The 25,523-nt window shown below is 70.3% G+C and carries 22 protein-coding genes and 2 tRNA genes; 15 read left to right on the forward strand and 9 right to left on the reverse strand.

Going from position 1 to position 25,523, the window contains the following annotated elements; translation table 11 throughout:
* Positions 1 to 65 precede the first annotated feature (65 nt).
* The 4 genes from J8M50_RS31665 to J8M50_RS31680 all read left to right on the forward strand — a co-directional run bounded on the left by J8M50_RS31665 (position 66) and on the right by J8M50_RS31680 (position 5,351).
* Entirely contained in the window at positions 66 to 2,990 is a 2,925-nt protein-coding gene (locus tag J8M50_RS31665) for a UPF0182 family membrane protein (protein ID WP_063133270.1), read from the forward strand.
* A gap of 56 nt (positions 2,991 to 3,046) precedes the next feature.
* Positions 3,047 to 3,120, forward strand: a tRNA-Met gene (locus J8M50_RS31670).
* A gap of 161 nt (positions 3,121 to 3,281) precedes the next feature.
* Complete coding sequence (locus tag J8M50_RS31675; RefSeq protein ID WP_010353648.1) at positions 3,282 to 5,102, forward strand: tetratricopeptide repeat protein; 1,821 nt, start codon at positions 3,282 to 3,284, stop codon at positions 5,100 to 5,102.
* 175 nt (positions 5,103 to 5,277) lie between these two features.
* Positions 5,278 to 5,351: transfer RNA gene (locus J8M50_RS31680), tRNA-Met, on the forward strand.
* Positions 5,352 to 5,417: 66 nt separating this feature from the next.
* Here the strand turns inward: J8M50_RS31680 and J8M50_RS31685 are convergent.
* From J8M50_RS31685 to hisN, 3 genes are all read right to left on the reverse strand, one after another.
* Positions 5,418 to 5,834 (reverse strand): Fur family transcriptional regulator, encoded by a 417-nt coding sequence (locus tag J8M50_RS31685; protein ID WP_010353647.1) that lies wholly within the window; start codon positions 5,832 to 5,834, stop codon positions 5,418 to 5,420.
* Between the two features lie 203 nt (positions 5,835 to 6,037).
* Positions 6,038 to 6,430, reverse strand: coding sequence for a CBS domain-containing protein (locus J8M50_RS31690; protein WP_010353646.1), 393 nt, complete (start codon positions 6,428 to 6,430; stop codon positions 6,038 to 6,040).
* Between the two features lie 150 nt (positions 6,431 to 6,580).
* Positions 6,581 to 7,378 carry a histidinol-phosphatase gene (hisN, locus tag J8M50_RS31695; protein WP_010353645.1) on the reverse strand — a complete coding sequence of 266 codons (798 nt, stop codon included), beginning with the start codon at positions 7,376 to 7,378 and terminating at the stop codon, positions 6,581 to 6,583.
* A 177-nt stretch (positions 7,379 to 7,555) separates the two neighbouring features.
* Between hisN and J8M50_RS31700 the strand changes: the two genes are divergently transcribed.
* Complete coding sequence (locus J8M50_RS31700) at positions 7,556 to 8,155, forward strand: TetR/AcrR family transcriptional regulator (RefSeq protein ID WP_010353644.1); 600 nt, start codon at positions 7,556 to 7,558, stop codon at positions 8,153 to 8,155.
* 24 nt (positions 8,156 to 8,179) lie between these two features.
* Here J8M50_RS31700 and J8M50_RS31705 read toward each other — a convergent pair whose 3' ends face one another.
* The 4 genes from J8M50_RS31705 to J8M50_RS31720 form a co-directional block, all read right to left on the reverse strand.
* Positions 8,180 to 8,503, reverse strand: a complete 324-nt coding sequence (locus J8M50_RS31705) for a DMT family transporter (RefSeq protein ID WP_010353643.1) — start codon at positions 8,501 to 8,503, stop codon at positions 8,180 to 8,182.
* A 124-nt stretch (positions 8,504 to 8,627) separates the two neighbouring features.
* Entirely contained in the window at positions 8,628 to 9,638 is a 1,011-nt protein-coding gene (gene rsgA / locus J8M50_RS31710) for a ribosome small subunit-dependent GTPase A (protein ID WP_010353642.1), read from the reverse strand.
* Positions 9,639 to 9,643: 5 nt separating this feature from the next.
* Positions 9,644 to 10,960 (reverse strand): 3-phosphoshikimate 1-carboxyvinyltransferase, encoded by a 1,317-nt coding sequence (gene aroA / locus J8M50_RS31715; RefSeq protein WP_010353641.1) that lies wholly within the window; start codon positions 10,958 to 10,960, stop codon positions 9,644 to 9,646.
* A gap of 419 nt (positions 10,961 to 11,379) precedes the next feature.
* Positions 11,380 to 12,078 carry a M50 family metallopeptidase gene (locus J8M50_RS31720; RefSeq protein WP_010353639.1) on the reverse strand — a complete coding sequence of 233 codons (699 nt, stop codon included), beginning with the start codon at positions 12,076 to 12,078 and terminating at the stop codon, positions 11,380 to 11,382.
* Between the two features lie 50 nt (positions 12,079 to 12,128).
* On the opposite strand from J8M50_RS31720, the gene J8M50_RS31725 reads away from it, so the two are divergent.
* The 10 genes from J8M50_RS31725 (at position 12,129) to J8M50_RS31770 (ending at position 21,959) form a co-directional block, all read left to right on the forward strand.
* On the forward strand, positions 12,129 to 12,944 hold the full coding sequence (locus tag J8M50_RS31725; RefSeq protein ID WP_010353637.1) for an SOS response-associated peptidase: 816 nt from the start codon (positions 12,129 to 12,131) through the stop codon (positions 12,942 to 12,944).
* A 1-nt stretch (position 12,945) separates the two neighbouring features.
* Positions 12,946 to 13,617 carry an alpha/beta hydrolase family protein gene (locus J8M50_RS31730; RefSeq protein ID WP_010353636.1) on the forward strand — a complete coding sequence of 224 codons (672 nt, stop codon included), beginning with the start codon at positions 12,946 to 12,948 and terminating at the stop codon, positions 13,615 to 13,617.
* 193 nt (positions 13,618 to 13,810) lie between these two features.
* The gene (sigR, locus tag J8M50_RS31735) at positions 13,811 to 14,491 is read left to right on the forward strand and encodes an RNA polymerase sigma factor SigR (RefSeq protein WP_010353635.1); all 681 of its coding nucleotides are present in this window, start codon (positions 13,811 to 13,813) and stop codon (positions 14,489 to 14,491) included.
* Positions 14,488 to 14,790 (forward strand): mycothiol system anti-sigma-R factor, encoded by a 303-nt coding sequence (rsrA, locus tag J8M50_RS31740; RefSeq protein ID WP_010353634.1) that lies wholly within the window; start codon positions 14,488 to 14,490, stop codon positions 14,788 to 14,790. The genes sigR and rsrA overlap by 4 nt, the downstream gene beginning before the upstream one ends.
* Before the next feature lie 101 nt (positions 14,791 to 14,891).
* Entirely contained in the window at positions 14,892 to 16,187 is a 1,296-nt protein-coding gene (locus tag J8M50_RS31745; protein ID WP_050987220.1) for an HD-GYP domain-containing protein, read from the forward strand.
* A complete protein-coding gene (locus tag J8M50_RS31750) occupies positions 16,184 to 17,419 on the forward strand; it encodes an HD-GYP domain-containing protein (RefSeq protein ID WP_010353630.1) in 1,236 nt (411 codons plus the stop codon). Before J8M50_RS31745 ends, J8M50_RS31750 begins: the two co-directional genes overlap by 4 nt.
* Before the next feature lie 72 nt (positions 17,420 to 17,491).
* Positions 17,492 to 18,472 carry a tetratricopeptide repeat protein gene (locus tag J8M50_RS31755; protein ID WP_010353629.1) on the forward strand — a complete coding sequence of 327 codons (981 nt, stop codon included), beginning with the start codon at positions 17,492 to 17,494 and terminating at the stop codon, positions 18,470 to 18,472.
* Between the two features lie 99 nt (positions 18,473 to 18,571).
* Entirely contained in the window at positions 18,572 to 19,222 is a 651-nt protein-coding gene (gene def, locus J8M50_RS31760) for a peptide deformylase (RefSeq protein WP_010353628.1), read from the forward strand.
* Between the two features lie 268 nt (positions 19,223 to 19,490).
* Positions 19,491 to 20,606: a terpene synthase family protein gene (locus J8M50_RS31765; protein WP_370516622.1), complete on the forward strand. Its 1,116-nt coding sequence runs from the start codon at positions 19,491 to 19,493 to the stop codon at positions 20,604 to 20,606.
* Positions 20,607 to 21,959, forward strand: a complete 1,353-nt coding sequence (locus J8M50_RS31770; RefSeq protein WP_010353625.1) for a bifunctional albaflavenone monooxygenase/terpene synthase — start codon at positions 20,607 to 20,609, stop codon at positions 21,957 to 21,959.
* A 55-nt stretch (positions 21,960 to 22,014) separates the two neighbouring features.
* On the opposite strand, the gene J8M50_RS31775 is transcribed toward J8M50_RS31770, so the two are convergent.
* Positions 22,015 to 23,031 (reverse strand): ribonucleotide-diphosphate reductase subunit beta, encoded by a 1,017-nt coding sequence (locus J8M50_RS31775; protein ID WP_010353624.1) that lies wholly within the window; start codon positions 23,029 to 23,031, stop codon positions 22,015 to 22,017.
* Positions 23,031 to 25,397, reverse strand: coding sequence for a ribonucleoside-diphosphate reductase subunit alpha (locus J8M50_RS31780; RefSeq protein ID WP_010353623.1), 2,367 nt, complete (start codon positions 25,395 to 25,397; stop codon positions 23,031 to 23,033). The genes J8M50_RS31775 and J8M50_RS31780 overlap by 1 nt, the downstream gene beginning before the upstream one ends.
* Positions 25,398 to 25,523 lie beyond the last annotated feature (126 nt).

A 25,523-nucleotide genomic window follows, 5' to 3' on the forward strand; every position in this document is an offset into this window, starting at 1 on the left:
GGTCGGCGAAAACGCGGGCCTGAGGGATCGACAGCGAACTTCGAGGTGCCACCTTGGCTTTCCAGATGCCGGACCGCGGCGGAGGCCCGACGGGGCCACGGATCAGAGTGGGCCGCCCGTCCAGGCGAGCCAGGACCCTGCTCCTGACACTGGGCGTGCTGGCCGTGCTCGGCATGGCGTTCACCATGTTCGCCGGGTTCTGGACCGACTGGCTCTGGTACCGGTCGGTGCATTACTCGTCCGTGTTCACCACCACCCTGTGGACCAAGGTCGGGCTCTTCTTCGTCTTCGGCCTGCTGATGGCCCTGGCGGTCGGCTTCAACATCTGGCTCGCGCACCGCCTGCGCCCGCCGCTGGCCGCCATGTCGGCCGAGCAGCAGAGCCTGGACCGCTACCGGATGGGCATCGCGCCGTACAAGAAGTGGCTGCTGCTCGGGATCACGGCCCTGGTGGGCCTGATCGCGGGCGCGTCGGCCTCCGGCCAGTGGCGTACGTGGCTGATGTGGGTCAACGGCGTGTCCTTCGGCAAGAAGGACCCCCAGTTCCACCTGGACGTGTCGTTCTTCGCGTTCGACCTGCCCTGGTACCGCTTCCTGCTCGGCTTCGGCTTCGCGGCGACGATCATCTCCCTGATCGCGGCGGCGCTCACCCACTACCTGTACGGCGGACTGCGCGTCACCAGCCCCGGCGCGCGCGCGACGGCGGCGGCCACCGGCCATCTGTCGGTGCTGCTCGGCATCTTCGTCGCCCTGAAGGCGGTCGCGTACTGGCTCGACCGGTACGGACTGGCCGTCAAGTCCAGCGACTTCAAGGCCACCGACAGCTGGACGGGCCTTCGGTACGTCGACGCCAACGCCTACCTCCCGGCGAAGACGATCCTGTTCTGCATCGCCGTCATCTGCGCCCTGCTCTTCTTCGCCACCCTGTGGCGGCGCACCTGGCAGCTCCCGGTCATCGGCTTCGGCCTGATGGTCCTCTCGGCGATCCTGATCGGCGGCCTGTACCCGGCGATCGTGCAGAAGTTCCAGGTCCAGCCGAACGAGCAGGCCAAGGAAGCCCCGTACGTCGAGAAGAACCTGAAGGCGACGCGCGAGGCGTACGGCATCGACGACGCACAGGTCACCGAGTACTCCGGCAAGCCGGCGGCGACGGCCAAGACCAAGCTGCGCTCCGACGCCGCGGCGGCGGCCAGCGTCCGGATCATGGACCCGAACATCATCTCGCCGACGTTCCAGCAGCTCCAGCAGATCCGGAACTACTACGCCTTCCCGACCAACCTGGACGTCGACCGCTACACCAAGGACGGCAAGGACCAGGACACGGTCATCGGGCTGCGCGAGATCAACCTCGACGGCATCCCGAAGAAGAACTGGATCAACAACCACTTCCGCTACACCCACGGGTACGGAGTGGTCGCGGCGCAGGGCACCTCGGTCGACTCCGAGGGCCGGCCGGTGTTCACCGAGTCCGACCTGCCGTCCACGGGCCAGCTCGGCGAGTACCAGCAGCGGATCTACTACGGCGAGCGCACGACGACGTACTCGATCGTCGGCGGCCCGCAGAAGGAGATCGACTACTCCGACGACAGCGGCGAGAAGACGACCAGCTACACCGGCAACAGCGGCGTCAACCTCTCCAACCCGGTCAACCGGGCGGCGTACGCGGTGGCCTTCGGGGAGCCGCAGATCCTGTACTCCGGCGCGATCGGCGAGGGCTCGCGGATCCTCTACAACCGCACGCCCAAGGAGCGCGTCGAGGCCGTCGCCCCCTGGCTGACGATCGACGGCGACGCCTACCCGGCGGTCGTCAACGGCAAGATCCAGTGGATCGTCGACGCGTACACCACCACCAACGGCTACCCGTACGCCTCCCGTACGACGCTCGGTGACACGACGGCCGACTCGCTGACGGCGGCCAACAACTCGCGCGCGGTGGTGGCCCAGCAGAACCAGGTCAACTACATCCGCAACTCGGTGAAGGCGACCGTCGACGCGTACACCGGCCAGGTCAAGCTCTACCAGTGGGACACCCAGGACCCGGTCCTCAAGACCTGGATGAAGGCGTTCCCGGACACGGTCGAGCCGCGCGGCGCGATCTCCAAGGACCTGATGGACCACCTGCGCTACCCGCAGGACCTCTTCAAGGTCCAGCGCGAGCTGCTCACCCGCTACCACGTGAAGGACGCGACGACGTTCCTCAGCGGCAGCGAGGTCTGGCAGGTCCCGGACGACCCGACCAACAAGTCGGGCGACGCGGTCCCGCCGTACTACCTGAGCCTCAAGATGCCCGACCAGAAGGCGCAGGCGTTCTCGCTGACGACGACGCTCACGCCCAACGGCCGGGACAACCTGAGCGCGTTCATGGCGGTCGACGCGGAGGCCGGAACGGCGGACTACGGCAAGATCAGAATCCTGAAACTGCCGACCAGTACGACCGTCGACGGACCCAAACAGGTCCAGAGCCAGTTCAACTCCGAACAGGACATCGCCGAGTCGATCCGCCTCCTGAGAGGCGGCGACTCCGAGGTCGAGTACGGCAACCTGCTGACCGTCCCGCTCGACGGCGGACTGCTCTACGTGGAGCCGGTCTACGTACGCGGCGGTGGACTCAAGTACCCGCTGCTGCGCAAGGTGCTGGTGACCTACAACGGCAACACCGCGTTCGAGGACACCTTGGAGGCGGCGCTCGACAAGGTCTTCGACACGCAGACCCCGCCGCCGGTCACACCACCTGGTGAGGACGACGGGGGCGGCGGTACGACCCCGCCTCCGCCGACCTCGTCCAACCCGACGGTCCAGCAGGCCCTCCAGGACGCGCAGAAGGCGTTCACCGCCGGCCAGGACGCCCTCAAGAAGGGCGACTGGGAGGCGTACGGGCAGGCCCAGAAGGATCTGGAGTCCGCGCTCAAGCGGGCCGAGGCCGCGCAGGCGGCGGTCAAGCCGTCTCCGGCGGCCAGTCCCAGTCCGAAGCCAAGTCCCAGCTCCTCCTAGGGGCTTGAGCAGGTCGGAGGCTCCCTCCGCGCCGTGGTACGGTTGTCACAACACGGCGCGGGGTGGAGCAGCTCGGTAGCTCGCTGGGCTCATAACCCAGAGGTCGCAGGTTCAAATCCTGTCCCCGCTACTGAAGGCGAAGGCCCGGATCCTACTAGGATCCGGGCCTTCGGCGCGTCTTGGAAAGAAAATGGGTTTGATGTGTCTCTCTGTGGGCATGTCGACAAAACGCTGAAGTGACCTCACTGGCTGCGGTATACCAGATGTAACTCGGTTGCAGGTGGTGCGACGATGGACGTTATGGGGGACAAGGGAACTCTGTACGAGACAGGGCGAATTGCGCGGCCTTCGGGTGAGGCTTCCAGCGAGGCCGAAGAAGCGGCCCCGGACGAGACGGGGGAGGCCGCCGAGGAGGCGCGCCTGTGGCTCGCGGCGGAAGGCGGCGACACCGAGGCGGCCAGTGTCCTCGGTGCGCGGCTGCTGCGGCGCGGTGACCTGGACGGTGCGGAGCCCCGGCTGCGTGCGGCCACGGCCGCCGGGGACCGGGCCGCCGCCAACAATCTCGGAGTCCTCCTCCATCAGCGCGGGTACGCCGACGAGGCCGCCGGATGGTGGCGGATCGCCGCCGTCGCCGGGTCCTCGGCCGCGGCGCACGCACTCGGGCGCCACCACCGCGAGCGGGGGGACGAGCCCGCCGCCGAGTACTGGCTGCGCCAGTCCGCCGAGCAGGGGCACACGCTCGGGGCCTACGCCCTCGCCGACCTCCTTGAGCACCGGGGGGACGCCGGGGCCGGCAAATGGCTGCGCGTCGCCGCCGAGCGCGGGCACCGTGAGGCCGCCTACCGGCTCGCCCGCGGGCTCGACCGGCCCGGCAGCGGGGGGCTCCTCGGCGAGCGGAGCGAATCCAGCGCCGAGGCCGAGCAGTGGTACCGGCAGGCCGCCGCGCGCGGGCATCTGCGGGCCGCGCTCCACCTCGGCGGGATCCTGGAGCGGCGCGGGGAGGCCAAAGAGGCCGGGCGCTGGTACCTCATGGCCGCCAAGGACGGGGACGCGCGGGCCGCCTGCGCGCTCGGGTTCCTGCTGCGCGACGCCGGGGACGTCGAGAACGCCGCCATCTGGTGGCTGCGGGGGGCCCAGGACGGGGACGGGAACGCCGCGAACGCGCTCGGTGCGCTGCATGCCGAGCGGGGGCAGAACCAGACCGCCGAGCGGTGGTACCGGGCCGCCATGGACGCCGGGGACATCAACGGGGCCTACAACCTCGGGCTGCTCTGCGCCGAGCAGGGGCGGGTCGCCCAGGCCGAGCAGTGGTACCGGCGGGCCGCGTACGTCGGGCATCGGGAGGCCGCCAACGCGCTCGCCATTCTGCTGCTGCGCAACGGGGACGCGAGCGGGGCCGAGCCGTGGTTCTCCAAGGCCGCCGAGGCCGGGAGCGTCGACGCCGCCTTCAACCTCGGGATCCTGCATGCCGGGCGTGGGGAGGAGGATGCCGCGCTGCGGTGGTACGAGCGGGCTGCTGCCGCCGGGCACACCGAGGCCGCGCTCCAGGTGGGGATGGCTCGGCTCCGGGAAGGGGACGAGCAGGCCGCTGAGCGGCATCTGCGGTGTGCTGCGGGTGGGGGGAGTGCTGAGGGGGCTTATCGGCTGGCGGCTCTTCTCGACGCTCGTCGGCCTGCCGTGTCCGCGCATGAGCTGGGGGAGCCTGTTCGGGAGAAGAGCGAGTGTGAGGAGTGGTACGAGCGGGCCGCGTCCCAAGGGCATCGGCGGGCTCAGGTGCGGGTGGGGATGCTGGCTGCTGGGCGGGGGGACGTTGTCGAGGCGGCTCGGTGGTATCGCGCTGCTGCTGAGGCGGGGTCGCGGAATGGGGCCTTCAACCTTGGGCTGCTGCTGGTTCGGGAGGGGAGTGAGCCTGAGGCGGTGGTGTGGTGGCAGCGGGCGGCTGCTGCTGGGCATGGGCGGGCTGCTCTTCGGCTTGCGCTGGTGTGTGCGCGGAGGGGGGAGCTGGTTGAGGGGCAGCGGTGGGCTTCCCGGGCGGTGGAGTTGGGGCCGGGGGAAGTGGGGGAGCGGGCGGCTCGGTTGCGGGATGCTCTGCGAGAAGAGTTGAGTGCGTGATTTTTTTCGCCCCCGCCGCCCCTACCCGTCCCATCTCTGGGGGCTGCGCCCCCAGGCCCCCCGCTTTCGGCCCGAAGGGCCTCGTCCTCAAGCGCCGGACGGGCTGGATGTGGCTGAGCTTTGGGGGAATCGATTTGCCTCTTCGGCTACCCCTCGCGTAACGTTGTGTTCACGACGCGGGGTGGAGCAGCTCGGTAGCTCGCTGGGCTCATAACCCAGAGGTCGCAGGTTCAAATCCTGTCCCCGCTACTGATGACGAAGGCCCGGGTCCTGGGAACAGGATCCGGGCCTTCGGCGTGTTTGGCGGGACCGCCTTTAAGGCTTTGCGCAGTTTGGGCAGACGCCCTTGTACGTGACCTCTACCGCCTCGATCGTGAAGCCGAAGCGTTCCGTCGTGGGGAGGTCCGTGAGGGGGTTGCCCGTGGGGTGGACGTCGCGGATGGTGCCGCAGTGGGCGCAGACCAGGTGGTGGTGGGGGCGGTGGGCGTTGGGGTCGTAGCGCTTGGCCCGTTTGTCCGTGGTGACCTCCAGGACCTCGCCCAGGGTCACCAGCTCGCCCAGCGTGTTGTAGACCGTCGCCCGGGAGATCTCCGGGAGTTTCGCCACCGCTCGGGAGTGGACTTCGTCGGCCGTGAGGTGGACGTGTTCGCCGTCGAGGACTTCGGCCACGACGCGCCGCTGTGCGGTCATGCGCCATCCGCGTCCGCGCAGCCGCTCCAGAAGGTCACTCATGTTGTCCAGATTAACAGCCGGGTGCCGTTTTCCGAATAGGTGTGACTTTGGAAGCTGGCTTGACTTGGAATAAGTCCAAGATAGGATCTGGAATGAGTTCGGCGGGCGGCTGGAGGCCGTGGTCCAGGCCCTGCACGGTCGCTCCAGCACTGGACCGCTCGCCGAGGCCGGTGGGCCGGTCCCTGCGGGGGGCGGCCCATCTGTCATGCCGGTACGCGCACCTCCTCGGGCACCCAGCAGCGCACGATGTCGCGGACCGAGACGATGCCGGCGGGCTCGCCGCCGTCGAGGACGACGAGGTGCCGGAAGCCGCCGCGGGTCATCGCGAGGGCCGCCTCCTCCAGGGACATCGAGGGCGTCGCGAAGACGACGTCGGTCGTGGTGTGCGCGTGGGCGGGCTCGCGGTCGGGGTTCTGGCCGAGGCCCACGGAGTTGAGGATGTCGCGTTCCGTGAGGATGCCGATGTTGCCGGCGTCCGGGTCGAGGACGACGGCCGCGCCGACCCGGCGGGCGGACATCAGGGCGGCGGCCTGGCGGAGGGTGTGGGCGGGGCCGATGGTGAGGACCGTCGGGGTCATGGCTTCGTGGACGAGCATCGAGAGGTGACCTCCTCCTGTGATCCCCGAAAGTGCGGGGATTCACAAGTGCACAAGTGGGGGCGCCCTCAGCGTCGCAGGTAAAGCGGGGGTCAACAAGGGGGCGCGCGACGCCCATTGAGGGCGTGCGCGCTCAGATGTGCCGACGGCCTAGCGCTGGTTCAGGTACCCCAGGAGTTCCTCGTGCAGCAGCCCGTTCGACGCCGCCGCGTTTCCGCTGTGGGGCCCCGGACGGCCGTCCAGACCGGTGAACATGCCGCCGGCCTCCTGCACGACGATCGCCGGCGCCGCCATGTCCCACAGCGACAGCTCCGGCTCCGCGCACAGGTCCACCGCGCCCTCGGCGACCATCATGTACGACCAGAAGTCGCCGTACGCGCGCGTGCGCCACACCTCGCGGGTCAGGTCCAGGAAGCCGTTCAGGGTGCCGCGGTCCTCCCACCCGGAGAGCGAGGAGTACGCGAACGACGCGTCGGAGAGGTCGGCGACCCGGGAGACGTGCATGCGGGACGCCGAGGAGAGGGAGCGGCCGGTGAACGCGCCGTGGCCCTTCGCCGCCCACCAGCGGCGGCCCAGCGCGGGGGCGGAGACCAGGCCGACGACCGGCTGGTAGCCGCCCTCGGACGCCTCCGTCAGCGCGATCAGGGTCGCCCAGACGGGGACGCCGCGTACGTAGTTCTTCGTACCGTCGATCGGGTCGATCACCCAGCGCCGGGGGCCCGTCCCCTCCAGGCCGTACTCCTCGCCGAGGATCGCGTCCCTCGGCCGCGCGCGCTGGAGGTGGCCCCGGACCAGTTCCTCGGCCGCCTTGTCGGCCTCGCTCACCGGGGTCATGTCCGGCTTCGTCTCCACCTTCAGGTCGAGCGCCTTGAAGCGGGCCGTCGTGGCGGCGTCGGCCGCGTCGGCGAGGACGTGGGCGAGGCGGAGGTCATCGAGGTAGTCCGGCATGGGGGAACGGTATCCGCCGAGGTGACGGCGGGGCCATGCGCGGGGGCACGGGGCGGTTGCGGGTTGGTGTCGGTTTTCCGGTGACGCGTTCCCGCCGTATCGGGACGCGGGCTATTGACAGTGGTCCCGGCCGCGTCAAATGTGTGCGGCAGAGTTGCTCGGCCCAGGGAGGCGACGATGCCCTCAGCGCGGGAGTCTCTGCTGGACGCCGCTTTCGCGGCGCTGGCGCGGCGGTCGTGGTCGACGGTGCGGATGGTGGACGTGGCCGCGGCGGCCGGGGTGTCGCGGCAGACGCTCTACAACGAGTTCGGCAGCAAGGACGGGCTCGCGCGGGCCCTCGTGCGCCGCGAGGCGGACGGCTATCTCGCGGGCGTCGAGCGGGCGTTCGCGGAGGAGGGCGACGTGAGCGAGCGGCTCGCCCTGCTCGCCGAGTGGACCGTCGCGCACGCGCGGGAGAACCCCCTCGTACGGGCCATGCTCACCGGCTGCTGGAGCGAGCGGCTGCCCGCGCCGCCGCTCAGGGCGGTGCTGTCGGCGACGGCGGTGCCCGCGCAGCGGCGGGCGGACGGGGCGCTGCCCGCGCCGGGGGACTTCGTCGCACACGTACGGGAGCGGTCGCTGGCCGTGCTGGTTCCGGCCGGGACCGGGAAGGGGGACGCCGACGAGGTGGTGCGCGGCGCGGAACTGGCGGTGCGGCTGGCGCTGTCGTGTGTCGCGGCGCCTGCGGGGGAGGGGGGCGTCAGGGAGCTGGTGGCGGGGGCGCTGAAACAGCTTTAGCGGTGCCTCCCTTGACCGGCTTCCTCAGTGCGCCGACCCCGACAGCTGCAACCCGATCACCCCGACGATCACGAAGCTGATCGACACGAGCTTCAGCACCGAGACCAGGTCCCCCAGGAAGATCATCCCGTAGATCGCGGTCCCGGCCGCCCCGATCCCCGTCCACACCGCGTACGCCGGACCCACGTCCAGCTTTCTCAGCGCGAGCGTCAGCAGCCCGAAGCTGCCCAGCGCGAACGCCGCGAACGCGATCGTCGGCCATAGACGCGTGAAGCCGTGGGACAGCTTGAGACACACCGCGAAACCTGTTTCGAGCAGTCCGGCCACGACGACCAGCAGCCATGCCATGTGCTGTCCTCCCGTTTTGGTGTCACGTTCGGTCACGTTCAGTCGGGGTCGGTGCGATTGTGCACTTACCGGACTCAGGTACACACAAACAACACCCAGGTCAGGGACGTGTCCTGAGGGACTGTCAGTCGCCTTCCGTACGCTCGCGCGTCGACAGCAGCCGGCGCAGCGAGTACAGGCGTGCCTGGTCCGCGTGGCCCTCGGCGACCCACGCGTCCAGCGCGCAGTCCGGTTCGTCGTGGCTGCACGCGCGCGGGCAGTTCGCCGTCCCCTCCTCCAGGTCCGGGAAGGCGTGGATGACGCGGGACGGGTCGATGTGCGCGAGGCCGAAGGAGCGGATGCCGGGGGTGTCGATCACCCAGTCGTCGGCGCCGTGCAGCGGGAGCGCGAGGGCCGACGTCGTCGTGTGGCGTCCCCGGCCGGTCACCGAGTTGACGTGGCCCGTCAGGCGCCGCTTGTCGGCCGGCACCAGCGCGTTGACCAGGGTCGTCTTGCCCACGCCGGAGTGGCCGACGAACGCGGTCGTGCGGCCGGTCAGGAACTCCCGTACGCGGTCCGCCGCGTCGCCGTTCTCCAGCTCCTCGCGGTTCGTGACCACGTACGGGATGTCCAGGGCGCCGTACAGCTCCAGGAGCTTGTCCGGGGGGGCCAGGTCCGACTTGGTCATCACCAGCAGCGGTTCCAGGCCGCCGTCGTACGCCGCCACCAGGCAGCGGTCGATCAGGCGGGGGCGGGGTTCCGGGTCCGCGAGCGCGGTGACGATCGCCAGCTGGTCGGCGTTGGCGACCACCACGCGTTCGTACGGGTCGTCGTCGTCCGCCGTGCGGCGCAGGACCGAGGTGCGCTTCTCGATGCGGACGATGCGGGCCAGGGTGTCCTTCGCGCCCGAGAGGTCGCCGACGAGGGAGACCCGGTCGCCGACGATCGCGGCCTTGCGGCCCAGTTCGCGGGCCTTCATCGCGAGGACCGTGCGGTCTCCGACCAGGCAGGTCAGGCGGCCCCGGTCGACCGTGAGGACCATGCCCTCGGCCGCGTCCTCGTGCTTGGGGCGGATGTTCGTACGGGGGCGGGTGCCCTTGCGGTTGGGGCGCGAGGGGATGTCGTCCTCGTCGGTGTGCTTGCCGTAGCGACGCATGATCGTCAGTTCCCGAGCATCCCGGTCCACATCTCCGGGAAGTCCGGGAGGGTTTTCGCGGTCGTCGCCACGTTCTCGATCTCGACGCCCTTCACCGCCAGGCCGATGATCGTGCCGGCCGTCGCCATGCGGTGGTCGTCGTACGTGTGGAACGTGCCGCCGTGCAGGGGCCTCGGGCGGATGTGCAGGCCGTCCGCCGTCTCCGTGACGTCGCCGCCGAGTTCGTTGATCTCCTTGGTCAGGGCCGCGAGGCGGTCCGTCTCGTGGAGGCGGAGGTGGGCTACGCCGCGAAGTGTTGACGGGGAGTCCGCGAGGGCGGCCACCGCCGCGATGCCGGGGGTGAGTTCGCCTACGTCGCCCAGGTCCACGTCGATGCCGTGGACCTTGCCCGTGCCGGTGAAGGTCAGGCCCTCGTCCGTGAGGTCGCAGGAGCCGCCCATCGCCGTGAAGATCTCCCTCAGGGCGTCGCCCGGCTGTGTGGTGCGCTTCGGCCAGTCCGGGACCGTGACCTTGCCGCCGGTCACCAGGGCCGCCGCCAGGAAGGGCTGGGCGTTCGAGAGGTCCGGTTCGATCGTCAGGTCTCTGCCCAGGAGGGCGCCCGGGGTCACCCGCCAGACGTTGCGTTCGCCGCCTGCCTCCGGGGTGTCCACCTGGGCGCCGGCCGCGCGGAGCATGTCCACGGTCATGCGGATGTGGGGGAGGGAGGGGAGGGTCGTGCCGGTGTGGCGTACCTCCACGCCCTGGTTGAAGCGGGGGCCCGAGAGGAGGAGTGCGCTGACGAACTGGGACGAGGAGGAGGCGTCGATCTCCACGGGGCCGCCGTCCAGGGCGCCGCCGCCGTGGACTGTGAGGGGGAGGGCGCCTCGTTCGTCGTCGTCGATCCTTGCGCCGAGGGTGCGCAGGGCGTCGATCACTCCGTGCAGGGGGCGTTCGTACGACCTCGGGTCGCCGTCGAACCTGATCGGGCCGTTGGCCAGGGTGGCTACGGGGGGGAGGAAGCGCATGACCGTGCCGGCGTTGCCTACGTCCACGGTTGCCGGGCCCCTGAGGTCGGTGGGGAGGACGCGCCACGCTTCACCGGTGCCGTCCGGTCCGACCCCTTCCTCGATCCCTACGCCCATTGCCCTCAGCGCGCCTGCCATGAGGAGGGTGTCCCTCGACCGCAGGGGGCGGCGCAGCCATCCCGGTTCGCTTGCCAGCGCGGCTAGTACCAGGGCTCGGTTGGTGACGGACTTGGACCCCGGCACGTGGACCGTCGCGTCGACGGCTCCGCTCGCGGTGGGGGCGGGCCAGTGGGCGGTGTGGACGGGGTTCTGCGGCATGCGTTCACTTTAGTCGGCGGTGGGGATTCGGGTCTGCGGTGGTGGTCGGGTGCGGGTTCGTTGTGGCTGGTCGCGCAGTTCCCCGCGCCCCTGAAAAGACATGGTTGCGGTTCGAGGGTTGGGTGCGGCGCCGTTGTGGCTGGTTGCGCAGTTCCCCGCGCCCCTAAAAAAGAGGTGGTTGCGGTCCGGGGGTTTGTTGCGCCCGCGCGGCGGTAGCCGCAAATTGATACAGCCCCGCGCCCCTAAAAAAGAGGTGGTTGCGGTCCGGTGCTCGTCGCGCCCGCGCGGCGGTAGCCGCAAATTGACACAGCCCCGCGCCCCTAAAAGACGTGGTTGCGGTCCGGTGCTTCGTCGCGCCCATGCGAGCCCCTGCGGGGCCGCATCACCTGTCGGGGTATGCCGTGTGAGAGCCCCCCGCCTCACAACCCCAGCAGCCACCTCCCCCCACCCAGCAACGCACACAGCGACACCGTATGGAACAAGAACAGCCACAACCCCGCCGGCACATGCGTCAGCCTCGACAGCTGGTCCGCGTCCGACTCCCCCGCTCCTCCCCGCCTCCTCTTCGCCTGGAGCTCGAACGGTGGCCTCACCCCTCCCAGCAGCAGGAACCACACCACCGCGTACGCGAACGCCGCCTGGACCTGGGGGCCTGCCAGCCAGGAGACCAGGAGGAAAGCGCCGCCTGAGAGGACCACCGTCAGGACGCCGTACGCGTTGCGGATCATTACCAGCATTGCGACCAGGAGCGCCGTTGCTACCCATAGGAGCAGGGTGATTCGGCCTGCGCCCAGCAAGGAGGCGCCGCCCAGGCCCAGCAGGGACGGGGCCGTGTAGCCCGCCGCCGCTGTGAGGATCATGCCTATGCCGTGCGGCTTGCCTCGGCTCAGAGTTAGGCCGCTTGTGTCCGAGTGCAGGCGTATGCCTGTCAGGGTGCGGCCCGTGAGGAGCGCGATCAGGCCGTGGCCTCCCTCGTGCGCGATCGTGATCGCGTTGCGGGAGATGCGCCACAGGTTGTGGGGGATCACTATCGCCAGGGCGGCTGCGGCTGTGGCCAGGACCACCCAGAGGTCGGGGTCGGGCTGGAGTCCGGTGACTCGGTCCCACAAGGTGTCCATAGGTGGCGGGGGCTCCCAACGCTCGTACGGGGTCTGGCAGTGTGGCACGTATGTGCGGACGGTATGCGGCCAGTCGTGGACCCGAGGATCTCGCAGGAATCTTTGAGATCGAGAAGATCGAGCCGGAAGAGGCGTGGGCGCCGGATTTCAACGTGGCGCCCACGAAAGAGGTGTACGTCGTCCTGGACCGTCCGTTGAAAGACGCGGCGGACCGGCGCCCGGTTCGGCAGCTCCGTACGGTGAAGTGGGGGCTCGTGCCGGCGTGGGCGAAGTCGCCCGAGGGTGCCGCGCGGATGATCAACGCGCGGGCCGAGACCGTGCACGAGAAGCCCTCGTTCCGGCGCGCGTTCGCCACCCGGCGCTGCATCGTCCCGGCGGACGGGTACTACGAGTGGGTCACCGCCAAGGAGGAGCGGGAGCTGGAGGTCGAGGGGAAGAAGAAGCGGCCCCGCAAACAGCCGTACTTCGTGTCGCCGGCCGACGGGTCCGTGTTCGCGATGGCGGGGCTGTACGAGTTCTGGCGTGACCGTACGCTGCCCGACGAGCACCCGCTGGCCTGGTGGGTGACGTGCTCGGTGATCACGACCGAGGCCGAGACCACGCCCCTCGCTCTCGCCCCGGCCGAAGGGCCCGGCACCCTGGCCGAGATCCACCCCCGTATGCCGCTGATGCTGACGCCGGACCGGTGGGACGCGTGGCTGGACCCCACGACGACCGGCCTCGACGACCTCGTACCGATGCTGACGCCCCCGCCGACCGGCCTGATGCGGGCGTACCCGGTGTCGACGGCGGTCAGCAACGTCCGCAACAACGGCCCGGAGCTGCTGACGGAGCTGGAGGGGCCGGAGGAGGGCACACTCTTCTGACATGACCACCCAGCTCGTCCCCACCGACGCGGGCGACGCCCGTATCACCTGGCACCCGGCGAAGACCCCCCGCCTCGTCCTCGCCGTCAGCCACGGCGCCGGCGGCGGCATCGAGGCCCGCGACCTCCAGGCACTGGCCGCCGCCCTCCCCGCCCACGGTGTGACCGTCGCCCTCGTCGAACAGCCCTGGCGGGTCGCCGGCAAGAAGGTCGCGCCGGCTCCGAGAACCCTTGACGTCGGGTGGTCCGGCGTCTGGGGTGCCGTAGCCGCCAAGAACCTCCCCGTCATCGCCGGGGGCCGCTCCGCCGGCGCCCGCGTCGCCTGCCGTACGGCGAAGGACCTGGGCGCCGCAGCCGTCCTCGCACTCAGCTTCCCCCTCCACCCGCCCGGCAAGCCGGAGAAGTCCCGCGCCGGGGAGCTGCTCGGCGCGGGTGTGCCGACGCTCGTCGTCCAGGGCGGGAACGACCCCTTCGGGAAGCCGGCGGAGTTCCCGGCGGGGGAGTTCGGGATGGTGGAGGTTCCGTACGGGGATCACGGGTTCGCCGTGCCGAAGCGCAGCGGGGTCACGCCGGAGGAGACCGTGACGGTCATCACGGACGGCGTCCTCCGGTGGATCGGGACGCTCGGGAATGTTGAGTCCCGTACGACTGTTGAGGCAGACACAGGACGTTGAGAAGGCCGTAAGAGAGGGAGTCCGCCGCATGGGTTCGACCATCTGCCCGAACCGCTCCAGCCGTGCCGACCTGGACTGGACGGTGCTGCATGCGGCGAGGACCGCCCAGATTCCGGGGGCGGGAGGAGCGGGTCGTCGTCTATCCTCCGATTCTGGTGGCACCGGTCTCGGTGCTGCCTGGAATCTTGAGGAGGTGGGTCCGGTCACCGGTACCGACGCAGGGACCGAACACGGCCAGGCGGAGCAGCCCGAGGGCCGGGGCGTGAACGAGTCGACCGCGGAGCGCAGCGCGCGCTTCGAGCGGGACGCGCTCGAATTCCTCGACCAGATGTACTCCGCCGCGCTGCGGATGACCCGCAACCCGGCGGACGCGGAAGACCTCGTGCAGGAGATGTACGCCAAGGCGTACGCGTCCTTCCACCAGTTCCGCGAAGGCACGAACCTGAAGGCGTGGCTGTACCGGATCCTCACGAACACGTTCATCAACTCGTACCGCAAGAAGCAGCGCGAACCCCAGCGCTCCGCGGCCGAGGAGATCGAGGACTGGCAGCTCGCGCGGGCCGAGTCGCACATGTCGACCGGACTGCGCTCCGCCGAGTCGCAGGCGCTCGACCACCTGCCCGACTCGGATGTGAAGGAAGCGCTCCAGGCGATTCCCGAGGAGTTCCGTATCGCCGTGTATCTCGCGGACGTCGAGGGCTTTGCGTACAAGGAGATCGCCGACATCATGGGGACACCCATCGGTACGGTGATGTCCCGGCTGCACCGGGGCCGGCGCCAACTGCGCGGCATGCTGGAGGACTACGCGCGTGAGCGCGGACTCGTCCCGGCCGGCGCGGGGGAGTCGAACGAAGCGAAAGGCTCGGGTTCATGAGCTGCGGAGACGCCCACGAGACGGACTGCTCCGAGGTTCTCGATCATCTCTACGAGTACCTCGACAGCGAGATGCCTCTCGGGGACCGGGACAAGTTCCAGGTCCACTTCGACGAGTGCTCGCCGTGTCTGGAGAAGTACGGGCTCGAACAGGCCGTGAAGAAGCTGGTCAAGCGCTGCTGCGGCCAGGACGACGTGCCGGCCGACCTCCGGGCGAAGGTCATGGGCCGGATCGATCTGATCCGGTCGGGGCAGGTCGTGCCCGACCATGACGTCACGGCCGCACCTCAGGAGACCTGAGAAGACACTCAGGAGACCCGAGAAGCCACCATTCACTCGAATGGGGTACTACCTCTGGTTACCCCTTCCGCCCCGTCCGCCCGTCCCTAGGCTTCCCGTCCGTGGAGGCTATTGCGGGGCGGGCGCGGGTGTTTGTCGGGGCGGTCGTTCTGGTAGCCGGCGTGGTGTGTGTGCCCCTGCCCGGTAAGACTCCCTGGATCGCCGTCGGGTTGCTCGCGGTGGTCCACGGAATCGGGGAGCGGGTCGTCAAAGGGGCTTTCCACCCCGTGCTCCTGGCCGCCGTGTTCCTGCTGCCTCCTCCCGCCGCAGCCCTCGTGCCCCTGCCCGGCGCCCTGTGCGCGTCCACGAGCTGGGTGCGCCGCGTCTGGCGGGGAGCCTCCGGGGCCGTCACCGTCTGGGCGGCGGGGTCGGTGCACTGGCGGCTCGGGGGGCGGGACGCCGTGGTCGCGCCGGAGTTTCCGTACGCCCTGGTGCCTGCCGCCGCCGCTGTGCTCGTCTACTGCCTCGTACTGATCGTCCTCGACAGCGGAGTGCGCGTGCTCGCCGGGGAACCCGTGCGGCGGCCCGCGATCTGCCGGGCCCTCGCTCCCCTCGCCGTGCACGGGCTCGCCGGGCTGATGATGGCCGTGCTGTGGCGCAGCCCGTACGGCCCTGTCGCCGCGCTGCTCGTGCTGCTGCCGATGTGCGTGGCCTGGTGGGTGTTCGCCCAGGTGCACCGGGAGCGCGCCGCCCACAGCGCGACCATCCGCGCGCTCGTGCAGGCCGTCGACATCAAGGACGAGTACACGCGCGGGCACAGCGAACGCGTCGGGCAGGCGTCCGTGATGATCGCGCGGGAGCTGGGCATGGACGAGGAGCGCGTCGAGCTGATCCGGTTCGCCGGGATCCTGCACGACGTGGGCAAACTCGGCGTCCCCACACGGCTGTTGAGGAAGGACGGGCCGCTCACCCCCGAGGAGCGGCGCGTCATCGAGCTGCACCCCGAGTACGGGCACGAGATCACCCGGGGGATCGCGTTCCTCGGCGAGGCGCGCTCCGCGATCCTCCACCACCACGAGCGGTTCGACGGGGGCGGCTACCCGTACGGCCTCGCCGGGTACGGCATCCCCGAACCCGCCCGCATCGTCGCCGTCGCGGACGCCTTCGACGCGATGACCTCGACCCGGTCGTACAGCAGGGCACGGCCCGTGCCGGTCGCGCTGGAGGAGCTGCGGCGGTGCGCGGGGGCGCAGTTCGACCCGCGGATGGTGGAGGCGCTGGGGCGGGCGCTGGAGCGGTGGGGGTGGCATCCGGTGGTGACGGCGGAGGAACCGGTGTGCACGGCGGCCCCGGCCATGAACGTCACACAAAAAGAAGCCACGCAGAAAGACGTCACACACAAAGCGGTACGCCCGTGAGGCCCCGCTCCCTCCTGCACGCCTCCGCCGCCCTCGCCGTAGCCGCCTCCCTGGTCCTCACCTGCGCCGATGGCCTCAAGGACGCCCCCACCGTCCTCGCCTTCGCCGCCCTGATCGCCCTCGGCGAAGCCCTCCGCTGGAGCGGGCCCGGCGTCCGGGACATGGCCCCCCTCGGCGCCGCCGCCTCCCTCGCGTACGCGCTCCTCGGGGACGACGCCGGCGCCCCCACCGGGCACGGCGCCGCGCAGGTCGTCGCCGTGGTCGCCGTCGCCTCGCTCATCGGGAACGTGCCGCACATCGCGCGCGGGCGCGGCAGCGTCGCCGACCACCTCGTACGCCGCCTCCTGTCCGTGGGGTTCGCGGCGCTGTGCTTCCAGCCCCTGTTCAACCGGGGTGTCCTCGCGGACGGCCCCGGGTACGCCGTCCTCCTGCTGGCGCTGCTCGTGCTGACGGCCCTGTGCGACGCGGTCGTCGCGGCGGCCCTCGCGCACGCGCGCACGGGATGGCCGTACGGGCCCCTCCTGCGCGACGAGCTGCGCGCGGTGCCCGGCATCGGGTCGGCCGTGTGCGCGACCGGCGCGGTGACCGCGCTCGCGGTGGCCGTCGTCGGGCTGTGGGCGCTGCCCCTGTTCTGCGTGCCGCTGCTGCTGGCGCAGGTCGCGCTGCGCCGGTACGCGGCCGTACGCGCCACCTACCGGCAGACCATCGCGTCCCTCGCGCGGGCCACCGAGATCGCCGGGTACACGCCCACCGGGCACGCGCACCGCGTCGCCGCGCTCTGCCAGGCCGTCGGCCGGGAACTGGGGCTCACGGAGGCCGAGTCGACCGTCCTGGAGTACGCCGCGCTGATGCACGACATCGGCCAGCTCAGCCTCGTCGACCCCGTCCCCGAGGGCGCGACCAGCGGCCTGCCGCCCGAGGAACAGCGCCGGATCGCGCTGCTCGGCGGGGCCGTCGTACGGCAGACCGGCGCGGGCGCGCAGGTCGCCGCCGTCGTGGAGCGGCAGGCCGACCCGGGCGCCGACCAGCCCCGGGCCGCGCGGATCGTGCGGGTGGTCAACGCGTACGAGGAGAAGGCGCGCGCCTCGGGGCCGCTCAGCGCGCTGGAGGAGCTGCGGCTCGGGACGGGCGACCGGTACGCGCCCGAGGTCGTCGCGGCGCTCGCGCGGGTGCTGTCCGGCGATCGGGGCGGGCTGTCATACCCCGGCCGTCCCTGGGTAACCCATGGGTAGGGAGCGCCCTTCCGGTCGTACGTGGTTTGATGCGATGAGCAGAGGGTGTCAGGGGAACTGGCGGGTGGTGATGTGAGGATCTTCGGCAAGGGACGGCACCGGCCCTCCGCCTCCTGGCGGCAGGCCACCGATCGCGCGTTCACGCTGATCGGCGACGGGCGGTACGAGGACGCGGGAGCGCTCCTGACCCGCGCGGCCGATCTGGAACCGTGGCTGTCGGAGTCCTGGTTCAACCTGGCCCTCCTGCACAAGTTCCGGCACGACTGGGAGCAGGCGCGGGCCGCGGGCCTGCGCGCCGTCGCCCTCCTCGACCGGGACGCGGGCGCCCCCGACTGGTGGAACGTCGGCATCGCCGCGACCGCCCTCCAGGACTGGCCGCTGGCCCGCCGCGCCTGGCAGGCGTACGGACTGGACGTGCCCGGCGGCTCCGGCTCGCTGGCCGAGCCCGTCGGCATGGACCTCGGCAGCGCCGCCGTACGGCTCTCCCCCGAGGGCGAGGCCGAGGTGGTGTGGGGGCGGCGGCTCGACCCCGCGCGCGTCGAGGTGCTCTCCATCCCGCTGCCCTCCTCCGGGCGGCGCTGGGGCGAGGTCGTCCTGCACGACGGGGTGCCGCACGGCGAGCGGACCACCTCCGCCGGGCACTCCTACCCGGTCTTCGACGAGATCGAGCTGTGGGCGCCGTCGCCGGTGCCGACCTGGGTGGTGCTCCTGGAGGCGGCGACCGAGGCCGACCGGGACGCGCTCGAACAGCTCGCCGCCGATGCCGGGTTCGCCGCCGAGGACTGGTCGTCGTCCGTGCGGCTGCTGTGCCGGACGTGCTCCGAGTCGCGCATGCCGTCCGACGAGGGCGACGGGGAGCACCTCGACCCCCACGACCACAGCGAACCGGGCCAGCCGGGGCCGCTCGGCCATCGGACCGACGGTCAGCTGTGGGTGCCGGAGCGCGAGTGCGGCGTGGCCGCGCCGGCTTCGCTGGTGGCGGGGCTGCTGGACGGTTGGGTCGCGGACAGCCCGGACACACGGGACTATCGGGACGTCGAAGAGGTCTGCTGAACCGTTTTGCCACAGTGGACGGCGCCGGTGGTGCCGTGCGCCTCCCTTTAGGCTGTACCCGCAGATTTTTCTTCAGGTTGCAGGAAGGCTTACGTCGTCATGGCGCAGCAGGACACCGATCAGCAGCACGCGGGCGTGCTCCCCGTGGACGACGAGGGCTTCGTCATCGACACCGAGGACAACGAGGCGCGTGAGGCCGCCTACCGCGAGCGCGGCACCTCGCTGCCCATCACCGTCGTCGGCAACCCGGTGCTGCACAAGGAGTGCGAGGACGTCACCGAGTTCGACGACGCCCTGCTGAAGCTCGTCGACGACATGTTCGCCTCGCAGCGCACCGCCGAGGGCGTGGGCCTGGCCGCGAACCAGGTCGGGGTCGACCTGAAGGTGTTCGTCTACGACTGCCCGGACGACGACGGGGTCCGCCACACCGGCGTCGTCTGCAACCCGAAGCTCGTCGAACTCCCCGCCGACAAGCGGCGCCTGGACGACGGCAACGAGGGCTGCCTGTCCGTGCCGACCGCGTACGCGGAACTCGCCCGCCCCGACTATGCCGAGGTCACCGGCCAGGACGAGCGCGGCAACCCGATCAAGGTGCGCGGCACCGGCTTCTTCGCACGGTGTTTGCAGCACGAGACCGACCACCTGTACGGCTACCTCTACATCGACCGCCTCTCCAAGCGGGACCGCAAGGAGGCGCTCAAGCAGATGGCCGAGAACGAGCCCCGCTACCCCGTGGTCGCCAACGACTGACTCGCACCCCCTGACGACGCCCGGCCGATACCCCCTTCGGCCGGGCGTCGTCCGTATGTGCGTCGCACGTTCGATCGCCTAAGCGCATCTTTTGATCCATAACCGGTCACGAGAGGTGGAATCTCGGCATTCCGGGGTGGTGAAAGAAGCAAATCCGTTCCCAGAACGGTCAGTTGTGGTGCTGAATGGGAAGAGCGGGGATACGCAACGGCGCACGCCCGGCACAGCGGGAGGGGTGTGTGCGACAGGCGGCCGAGAGGGGTTGTTCGTGCCAGCTTTCCCACACAGCACCACATACAGCAGGACCGGTGCCGCACAGGGTGCCGCAAACCGCGAGCCGGGTACCGGCCAGGCGCCCGCGGTTCCGCCGTCGCTCAGTCTGCCGGTCGTCGAGGCGGAGTTTCCCCGGCTGAGGCATCCGTATTGGCCACAGCTCCAGCGGAACACCCGGCGCTGGCTGCTGGAAAAGCGGCTCATGCCGCCGGACAAGGTCGCGGAATATGCCGATGGCCTGTGCTACACGGATCTGATGGCGGGCTACTACCTCGGTGCCCCCGACGCGGTCCTCCAGGCCGTAGCCGACTACAGCGCCTGGTTCTTCGTCTGGGACGACCGCCACGACCGTGACATCGTGCACGGCCGCACCGCGTCCTGGCGCCGCCTGAAGTCCCTGCTCCACCAGGCCCTCGACGCCCCGGCGGCCCACCTGCACCATCAGGACCCGCTGGTCGCGGGCCTCGCCGACAGCGTCCTGAGGCTCTACGGCTTCCTGCCCGAGAGCTGGAACGCCCGCTTCGCCCGCCACTTCCACCAGGTGATCGACGCGTACGACCGGGAGTTCCGCAACCGCGTCGAGGCGCGGGTCCCGCCGGTCGAGGAATATCTCGCCCTCAGGCGCCTCACCTTCGCCCACTGGATATGGACGGACCTCCTGGAACTCGCCGCCGGAACACAACTCCCGGACGCAGTGCGGAAACACCCGGCATTCCGGCGGGCCGCGCTCCTCAGTCAGGAATTCGCCGCCTGGTACAACGACCTCTGTTCGCTGCCGAAAGAAATAGCGGGCGACGAGGTACACAATCTCGGCATCAGTCTCATCGTTCACGAAAGGCTGACCCTGGAGGAATCCGTCGAGGAACTCAGGCGCCGGATCCTGGAATGCATCGCCGATTTCCTCGCCGCCGAACGGGAGACGCGCCGGTACGCGGACGGGATCGGCGACAAGGAAATCCGCGACGCCGTGCTCGCCTGCCTCGCGAACATGCGGAACTGGTTCGGTTCCGTCTACTGGTTCCACCACGAGTCCGGCCGCTACATGGTCGACAGCTGGGACGACCGGTCCACACCCCCTTATGTCGACAACGCGCCGGCGGGAGAGAAATAGATGACCCTCGAATCGGTACGGCCGGCCCCCGTGGAGGCACCCCTCGCGGGCGGCGGGCTCCCCCTCCTCGGCCACGGCTGGAAACTGGCCCGCTCACCCCTCGCGTTCTTCTCCCAGCTGCGCGACCACGGGGACGTCGTCCGGCTGAAGCTCGGCCCGAAGACGGTGTACGCGGTCACCTCGCCCGAGCTGATCGGCGAGGTCGCCCTGAGCCCCGACTACATCATCGCCGGGCCCCTGTGGGAGTCGCTGGAGAGCCTCCTGGGTAAGCAGGGGGTCGCCACCGCCAACGGGCCCCTGCACCGGCGCCAGCGGCGCACCATCCAGCCCGCGTTCCGGCTCGACGCGATACCCGGGTACGGGCCCGTCATGGAGGAGGAGGCGCGGGCCCTCGTCGAGCGGTGGCGCGGCGCGGGCAGCCTCGACGTCACCGCCGAGTCGTTCCGGGTCGCGACCAGGATCGCCGCGCGCTGCCTCATGCGCGGGAGCTACATGGACGAGCGCGCCGACCGGATCTGCGCGGACCTCGCGAGCCTCTTCCGCGGTATGTACCAGCGGATGGTGGTCCCCCTCGGACCGCTTTATCGCGTGCCGCTTCCGGCCAACCGCGAATTCAACCGGGCGCTGGCCGATTTGCACCTCCTCGTCGACGAGATCGTCGCCGACCGACGGGCCTCCGGGCAAAAGCCCGACGATTTGCTGACGGCTTTGCTGGAGGCGGTCGACGAGAATGGCGAACCCATCTCGGAACAGGAGATCCACGACCAGGTCATCGCGATACTCACCCCGGGCAGCGAAACCGTCGGGTCCATGATCATGTCGCTGCTCCTGGTGCTCACCGAGTACCCCGAACACGCCGACAAGATCCGGGCCGAGGTGAAAAACGTGGCGGGCGACCGGCCCGTGGGATTCGACGACGTCCGCAGTCTGCCGTACACCGGGAATGTCGTCGTCGAGACCCTGCGCCTCTATCCGGCGGTATGGATTCTGACCCGCCGGGCGGTGGTCGACACCGCTCTGGGCGGATACGACATTCCCGCCGGCGCCGACATCGTCTACAGCCCCTACGCGGTCCAGCGCGACCCCCGCTCCTACCACTCCGCCGAACTCTTCTCCCCGGACCGCTGGCTCCCCGGCGGCTCGGAGGAAGTCCCCAAACACGCGATGAGCCCCTTCAGCGTCGGCAACCGCAAATGCCCCAGCGACCACTTCTCCATGGCGGAGATGACCCTCCTCACCGCCGCGATGGCCACGGCGTTCCGCTTCGAGGAGACCCCGGGCTCGGACTCCCGGCACCGGATCGGCATCACCCTGCGCCCGAGGGACCTGCGGCTGCGGCCGATCGCCCGCTGAACACGACGGCCCGGCACTCGGGGGAGTGCCGGGCCGTGTGACGGGACGCGTCAGGTCAGAAGTCCTCGTCCAGGTCGACCGTGCCCTCCACGGCGACCTGGTACGCCGACGGGCGGCGCTCGAAGAAGTTCGTCAGCTCCTGGACGCCCTGGAGCTCCATGAAGGAGAAGGGGTTCTCGGAGCCGTAGACCGGGGCGAAGCCCAGGCGGACCAGGCGCTGGTCGGCGACGCACTCCAGGTACGCGCGCATCGACTCCGTGTTCATGCCCGGGAGGCCCTCGCCGCACAGGTCACGGGCGAACTGGAGCTCGGCCTCGACGGCCTCCGCCAGCATGTCCGTGACCTCCTTCTGGAGGGTCTCGTCGAAGAGGTCCGGCTCCTCCTTGCGGACCGTGTCGACCACCTCGAAGGCGAAGCTCATGTGCATCGTCTCGTCGCGGAAGACCCAGTTGGTGCCGGTGGCCAGGCCGTGCAGCAGGCCCCGGCTGCGGAACCAGTAGACGTACGCGAACGCGCCGTAGAAGAACAGGCCCTCGATGCACGCGGCGAAGCAGATCAGGTTCAGCAGGAAGCGGCGGCGGTCGGCCTTCGTCTGGAGGCTGTCCAGCTTCTCGACCTCGTTGATCCACTTGAAGCAGAACTCGGCCTTCTCGCGGATCGAGGGGATGTTCTCGACGGCGGCGAAGGCGGCGGTGCGGTCGTCCGGGTCGGGCAGGTAGGTGTCGAGCAGCGTCAGATAGAACTGGACGTGCACGGCCTCCTCGAAGAGCTGGCGGCTCAGGTACAGCCGCGCCTCCGGGGAGTTGATGTGCTTGTACAGCGTCAGCACGAGGTTGTTCGCGACGATCGAGTCACCCGTCGCGAAGAACGCCACGAGCCGCCCGATGAGGTGCTGCTCCTCGGGGGACAGCTTCGCGAGGTCCGAGACGTCCGAGTGGAGGTCGACCTCCTCGACGGTCCACGTGTTCTTGATCGCGTCCCGGTAGCGCTCGTAGAAGTCCGGGTAGCGCATCGGGCGAAGCGTCAGCTCGAAGCCGGGGTCGAGCAGGTTCTTCTGGGCTTCGGTGGTCATTACTGGCATGCCTCGCAGGACTCGGGGTTTTCGAGGGAGCAGGCGACCGCGTCGGGGTCGGGGGTGGCCTGCACCGGGACAGAAGCCTGGGCCGCGCGCGCGATCCGCGTCGCCGGGCGCGAGCGCAGGTAGTACGTCGTCTTCAGCCCGGACTTCCAGGCGTACGCGTACATCGAGGAGAGCTTGCCGATCGTCGGCGTCTCCAGGAACAGGTTCAGGGACTGCGCCTGGTCCAGGTACGGCGTACGGGCCGCCGCCATGTCGATCAGACCGCGCTGCGGGATCTCCCACGCCGTGCGGTACAGCGCGCGGACGTCCGCCGGGATCCAGCCGAAGTCCTGCACCGAGCCGTTGGCCTCGCGCAGCGCCTCACGGGTGCGGGCGTCCCACACGCCGAGGTCCTTGAGGTCCTGCACCAGGTACGAGTTGACCTGGAGGAACTCCCCGGAGAGGGTCTCGCGCTTGAACAGGTTGGAGACCTGCGGCTCGATGCACTCGTACACACCGGCGATGGACGCGATGGTCGCGGTCGGCGCGATGGCCAGCAGCAGCGAGTTGCGCAGGCCGGTCGACGCGATTCGCTCGCGCAGCGCCGCCCAGCGCTCCGGCCAGGTGAACTCGACGCCGAAGTGGTCGGGGTGCAGCACGCCGCGGGCCGTACGGGTCTTCTCCCAGGCGGGGAGAGGGCCGGACCGCTCGGCGAGCGTGGCGGACGCCTCGTACGCGGCGAGCATGATGCGCTCGGCGATCCGCGTCGACAGCTCCTTCGCCTCGGGCGAGTCGAAGGGGATGCGCAGCTTGAAGAAGACGTCCTGGAGGCCCATCGCGCCCAGGCCCACCGGGCGCCACCGGGAGTTGGAGCGGCCCGCCTGCTCGGTCGGGTAGAAGTTGATGTCCACGACCCGGTCGAGGAACGTCACGGCCGTACGGACGGTCTCGTCCAGCCGCTCCCAGTCGATGTCCTGGGAAGCCGGGTCGACGAACGCGCCCAGGTTCACCGAACCCAGGTTGCAGACGGCCGTCTCCCCGTCGTCCGTGACCTCCAGGATCTCCGTGCAGAGGTTGGAGGAGTGGACCACGTGGCCCGGCTCGGCGGTCTGGTTCGCCGTACGGTTCGCGGCGTCCTTGAACGTCATCCAGCCGTTGCCGGTCTGCGCGAGCGTGCGCATCATCCGGCCGTACAGGTCCCGCGCGGGGATCGTCTTCTTGGCGAGCCCCTTCGCCTCCGCCGCGCGGTACGCCGCGTCGAACTCGTCGCCCCACAGGTCGACCAGCTCGGGCACGTCCGAGGGCGAGAACAGCGACCACTCGGCGTCCGCGTTCACCCGGCGCATGAACTCGTCCGGGATCCAGTGCGCGAGGTTCAGGTTGTGCGTACGGCGGGCGTCCTCGCCCGTGTTGTCCCGCAGCTCCAGGAACTCCTCGATGTCGGAGTGCCAGGTCTCCAGGTACACCGCCGCCGCGCCCTTGCGCCGCCCGCCCTGGTTCACGGCCGCGACACTCGCGTCCAGCGTCTTCAGGAACGGCACGATGCCGTTGGAGTGCCCGTTCGTGCCCCGGATCAGCGAACCCCGGCTGCGGATACGGGAGTACGACAGGCCGATGCCGCCGGCGTGCTTCGACAGGCGGGCGACCTGGTGGTAGCGGTCGTAGATGGAGTCCAGCTCGTCCTTGGGAGAGTCCAGGAGGTAGCAGGACGACATCTGCGGGTGCCGGGTGCCGGAGTTGAACAGCGTGGGGGAGGACGGGAGGTAGTCCAGGCGGCTCATCAGGCGGTACAGGGCCGCGACCTCGTCCAGCGCCCGTACGGTGTCGTCCTCGGCCAGGCCGGAGGCGACCCGGAGCAGGAAGTGCTGGGGCGTCTCGATCACCTTGCGGGTGATCGGGTGACGCAGCAGGTAACGGCTGTGCAGGGTGCGGAGGCCGAAGTAGCCGAAGCGGTCGTCGGCGGCCGGGTCGAGCAGGCCGTTCAGCGCGGTCGCGTGCAGCCGCGCGAACTCCGCCGTGCGGTCCGCGATCAGGCCCTCGCGGTGGCCCACGGAGACCGACTCCGTGAACGTCGTCACACTCTGCGAGGCGGCCTCCGCGCGGATGCTGATCGTCAGCAGGCGCGCGGCGAGACGCGAGTACGCCGGGTCCTCCGAGATCAGGCCCGCGGCGGCCTCCGTCGCCAGCTCCCGAAGCTCGGCCTCGTCCGCCCGCGCGGAACGGCCCCGCAGCGCCGCGGCGGCGACCCGGCCGGGGTCCGCGTCGGGGAGGTCGGCGGTCAGCTCCGTCAGGGTCCGCAGCAGCGCGGTACCGGGACCGTCGGTTCCGGTCTCGACCGCCTGGACCTCTGAAACGGGTTCGGCTGGCGCGATGGTCACGTGAGGCTCTCCCTCGCTCGGCAAGGGGCCTTCGCGGGGGGGCATGGGGCAGCACGGACGCACGACACGTACGCGTACCCGGCCCACTCCGCGAGGCCCGGACGTCAGGGCACGCCGAGCCGTTGC

Source organism: Streptomyces acidiscabies, from assembly GCF_020010905.1.
Classification (GTDB): domain Bacteria; phylum Actinomycetota; class Actinomycetes; order Streptomycetales; family Streptomycetaceae; genus Streptomyces; species Streptomyces acidiscabies.

Coding starts and splice junctions, on each gene's coding strand:
- J8M50_RS31665 (WP_063133270.1), top strand. CDS start 66: ATGCCGGACCGCGGCGGAGGCCCGACGGGGCCACGGATCAGAGTGGGC.
- J8M50_RS31675 (WP_010353648.1), top strand. CDS start 3,282: ATGGACGTTATGGGGGACAAGGGAACTCTGTACGAGACAGGGCGAATT.
- J8M50_RS31685 (WP_010353647.1), bottom strand. CDS start 5,834: ATGAGTGACCTTCTGGAGCGGCTGCGCGGACGCGGATGGCGCATGACC.
- J8M50_RS31690 (WP_010353646.1), bottom strand. CDS start 6,430: ATGCTCGTCCACGAAGCCATGACCCCGACGGTCCTCACCATCGGCCCC.
- hisN (WP_010353645.1), bottom strand. CDS start 7,378: ATGCCGGACTACCTCGATGACCTCCGCCTCGCCCACGTCCTCGCCGAC.
- J8M50_RS31700 (WP_010353644.1), top strand. CDS start 7,556: ATGCCCTCAGCGCGGGAGTCTCTGCTGGACGCCGCTTTCGCGGCGCTG.
- J8M50_RS31705 (WP_010353643.1), bottom strand. CDS start 8,503: ATGGCATGGCTGCTGGTCGTCGTGGCCGGACTGCTCGAAACAGGTTTC.
- rsgA (WP_010353642.1), bottom strand. CDS start 9,638: ATGCGTCGCTACGGCAAGCACACCGACGAGGACGACATCCCCTCGCGC.
- aroA (WP_010353641.1), bottom strand. CDS start 10,960: ATGCCGCAGAACCCCGTCCACACCGCCCACTGGCCCGCCCCCACCGCG.
- J8M50_RS31720 (WP_010353639.1), bottom strand. CDS start 12,078: ATGGACACCTTGTGGGACCGAGTCACCGGACTCCAGCCCGACCCCGAC.
- J8M50_RS31725 (WP_010353637.1), top strand. CDS start 12,129: ATGTGCGGACGGTATGCGGCCAGTCGTGGACCCGAGGATCTCGCAGGA.
- J8M50_RS31730 (WP_010353636.1), top strand. CDS start 12,946: ATGACCACCCAGCTCGTCCCCACCGACGCGGGCGACGCCCGTATCACC.
- rsrA (WP_010353634.1), top strand. CDS start 14,488: ATGAGCTGCGGAGACGCCCACGAGACGGACTGCTCCGAGGTTCTCGAT.
- def (WP_010353628.1), top strand. CDS start 18,572: ATGGCGCAGCAGGACACCGATCAGCAGCACGCGGGCGTGCTCCCCGTG.
- J8M50_RS31770 (WP_010353625.1), top strand. CDS start 20,607: ATGACCCTCGAATCGGTACGGCCGGCCCCCGTGGAGGCACCCCTCGCG.
- J8M50_RS31775 (WP_010353624.1), bottom strand. CDS start 23,031: ATGACCACCGAAGCCCAGAAGAACCTGCTCGACCCCGGCTTCGAGCTG.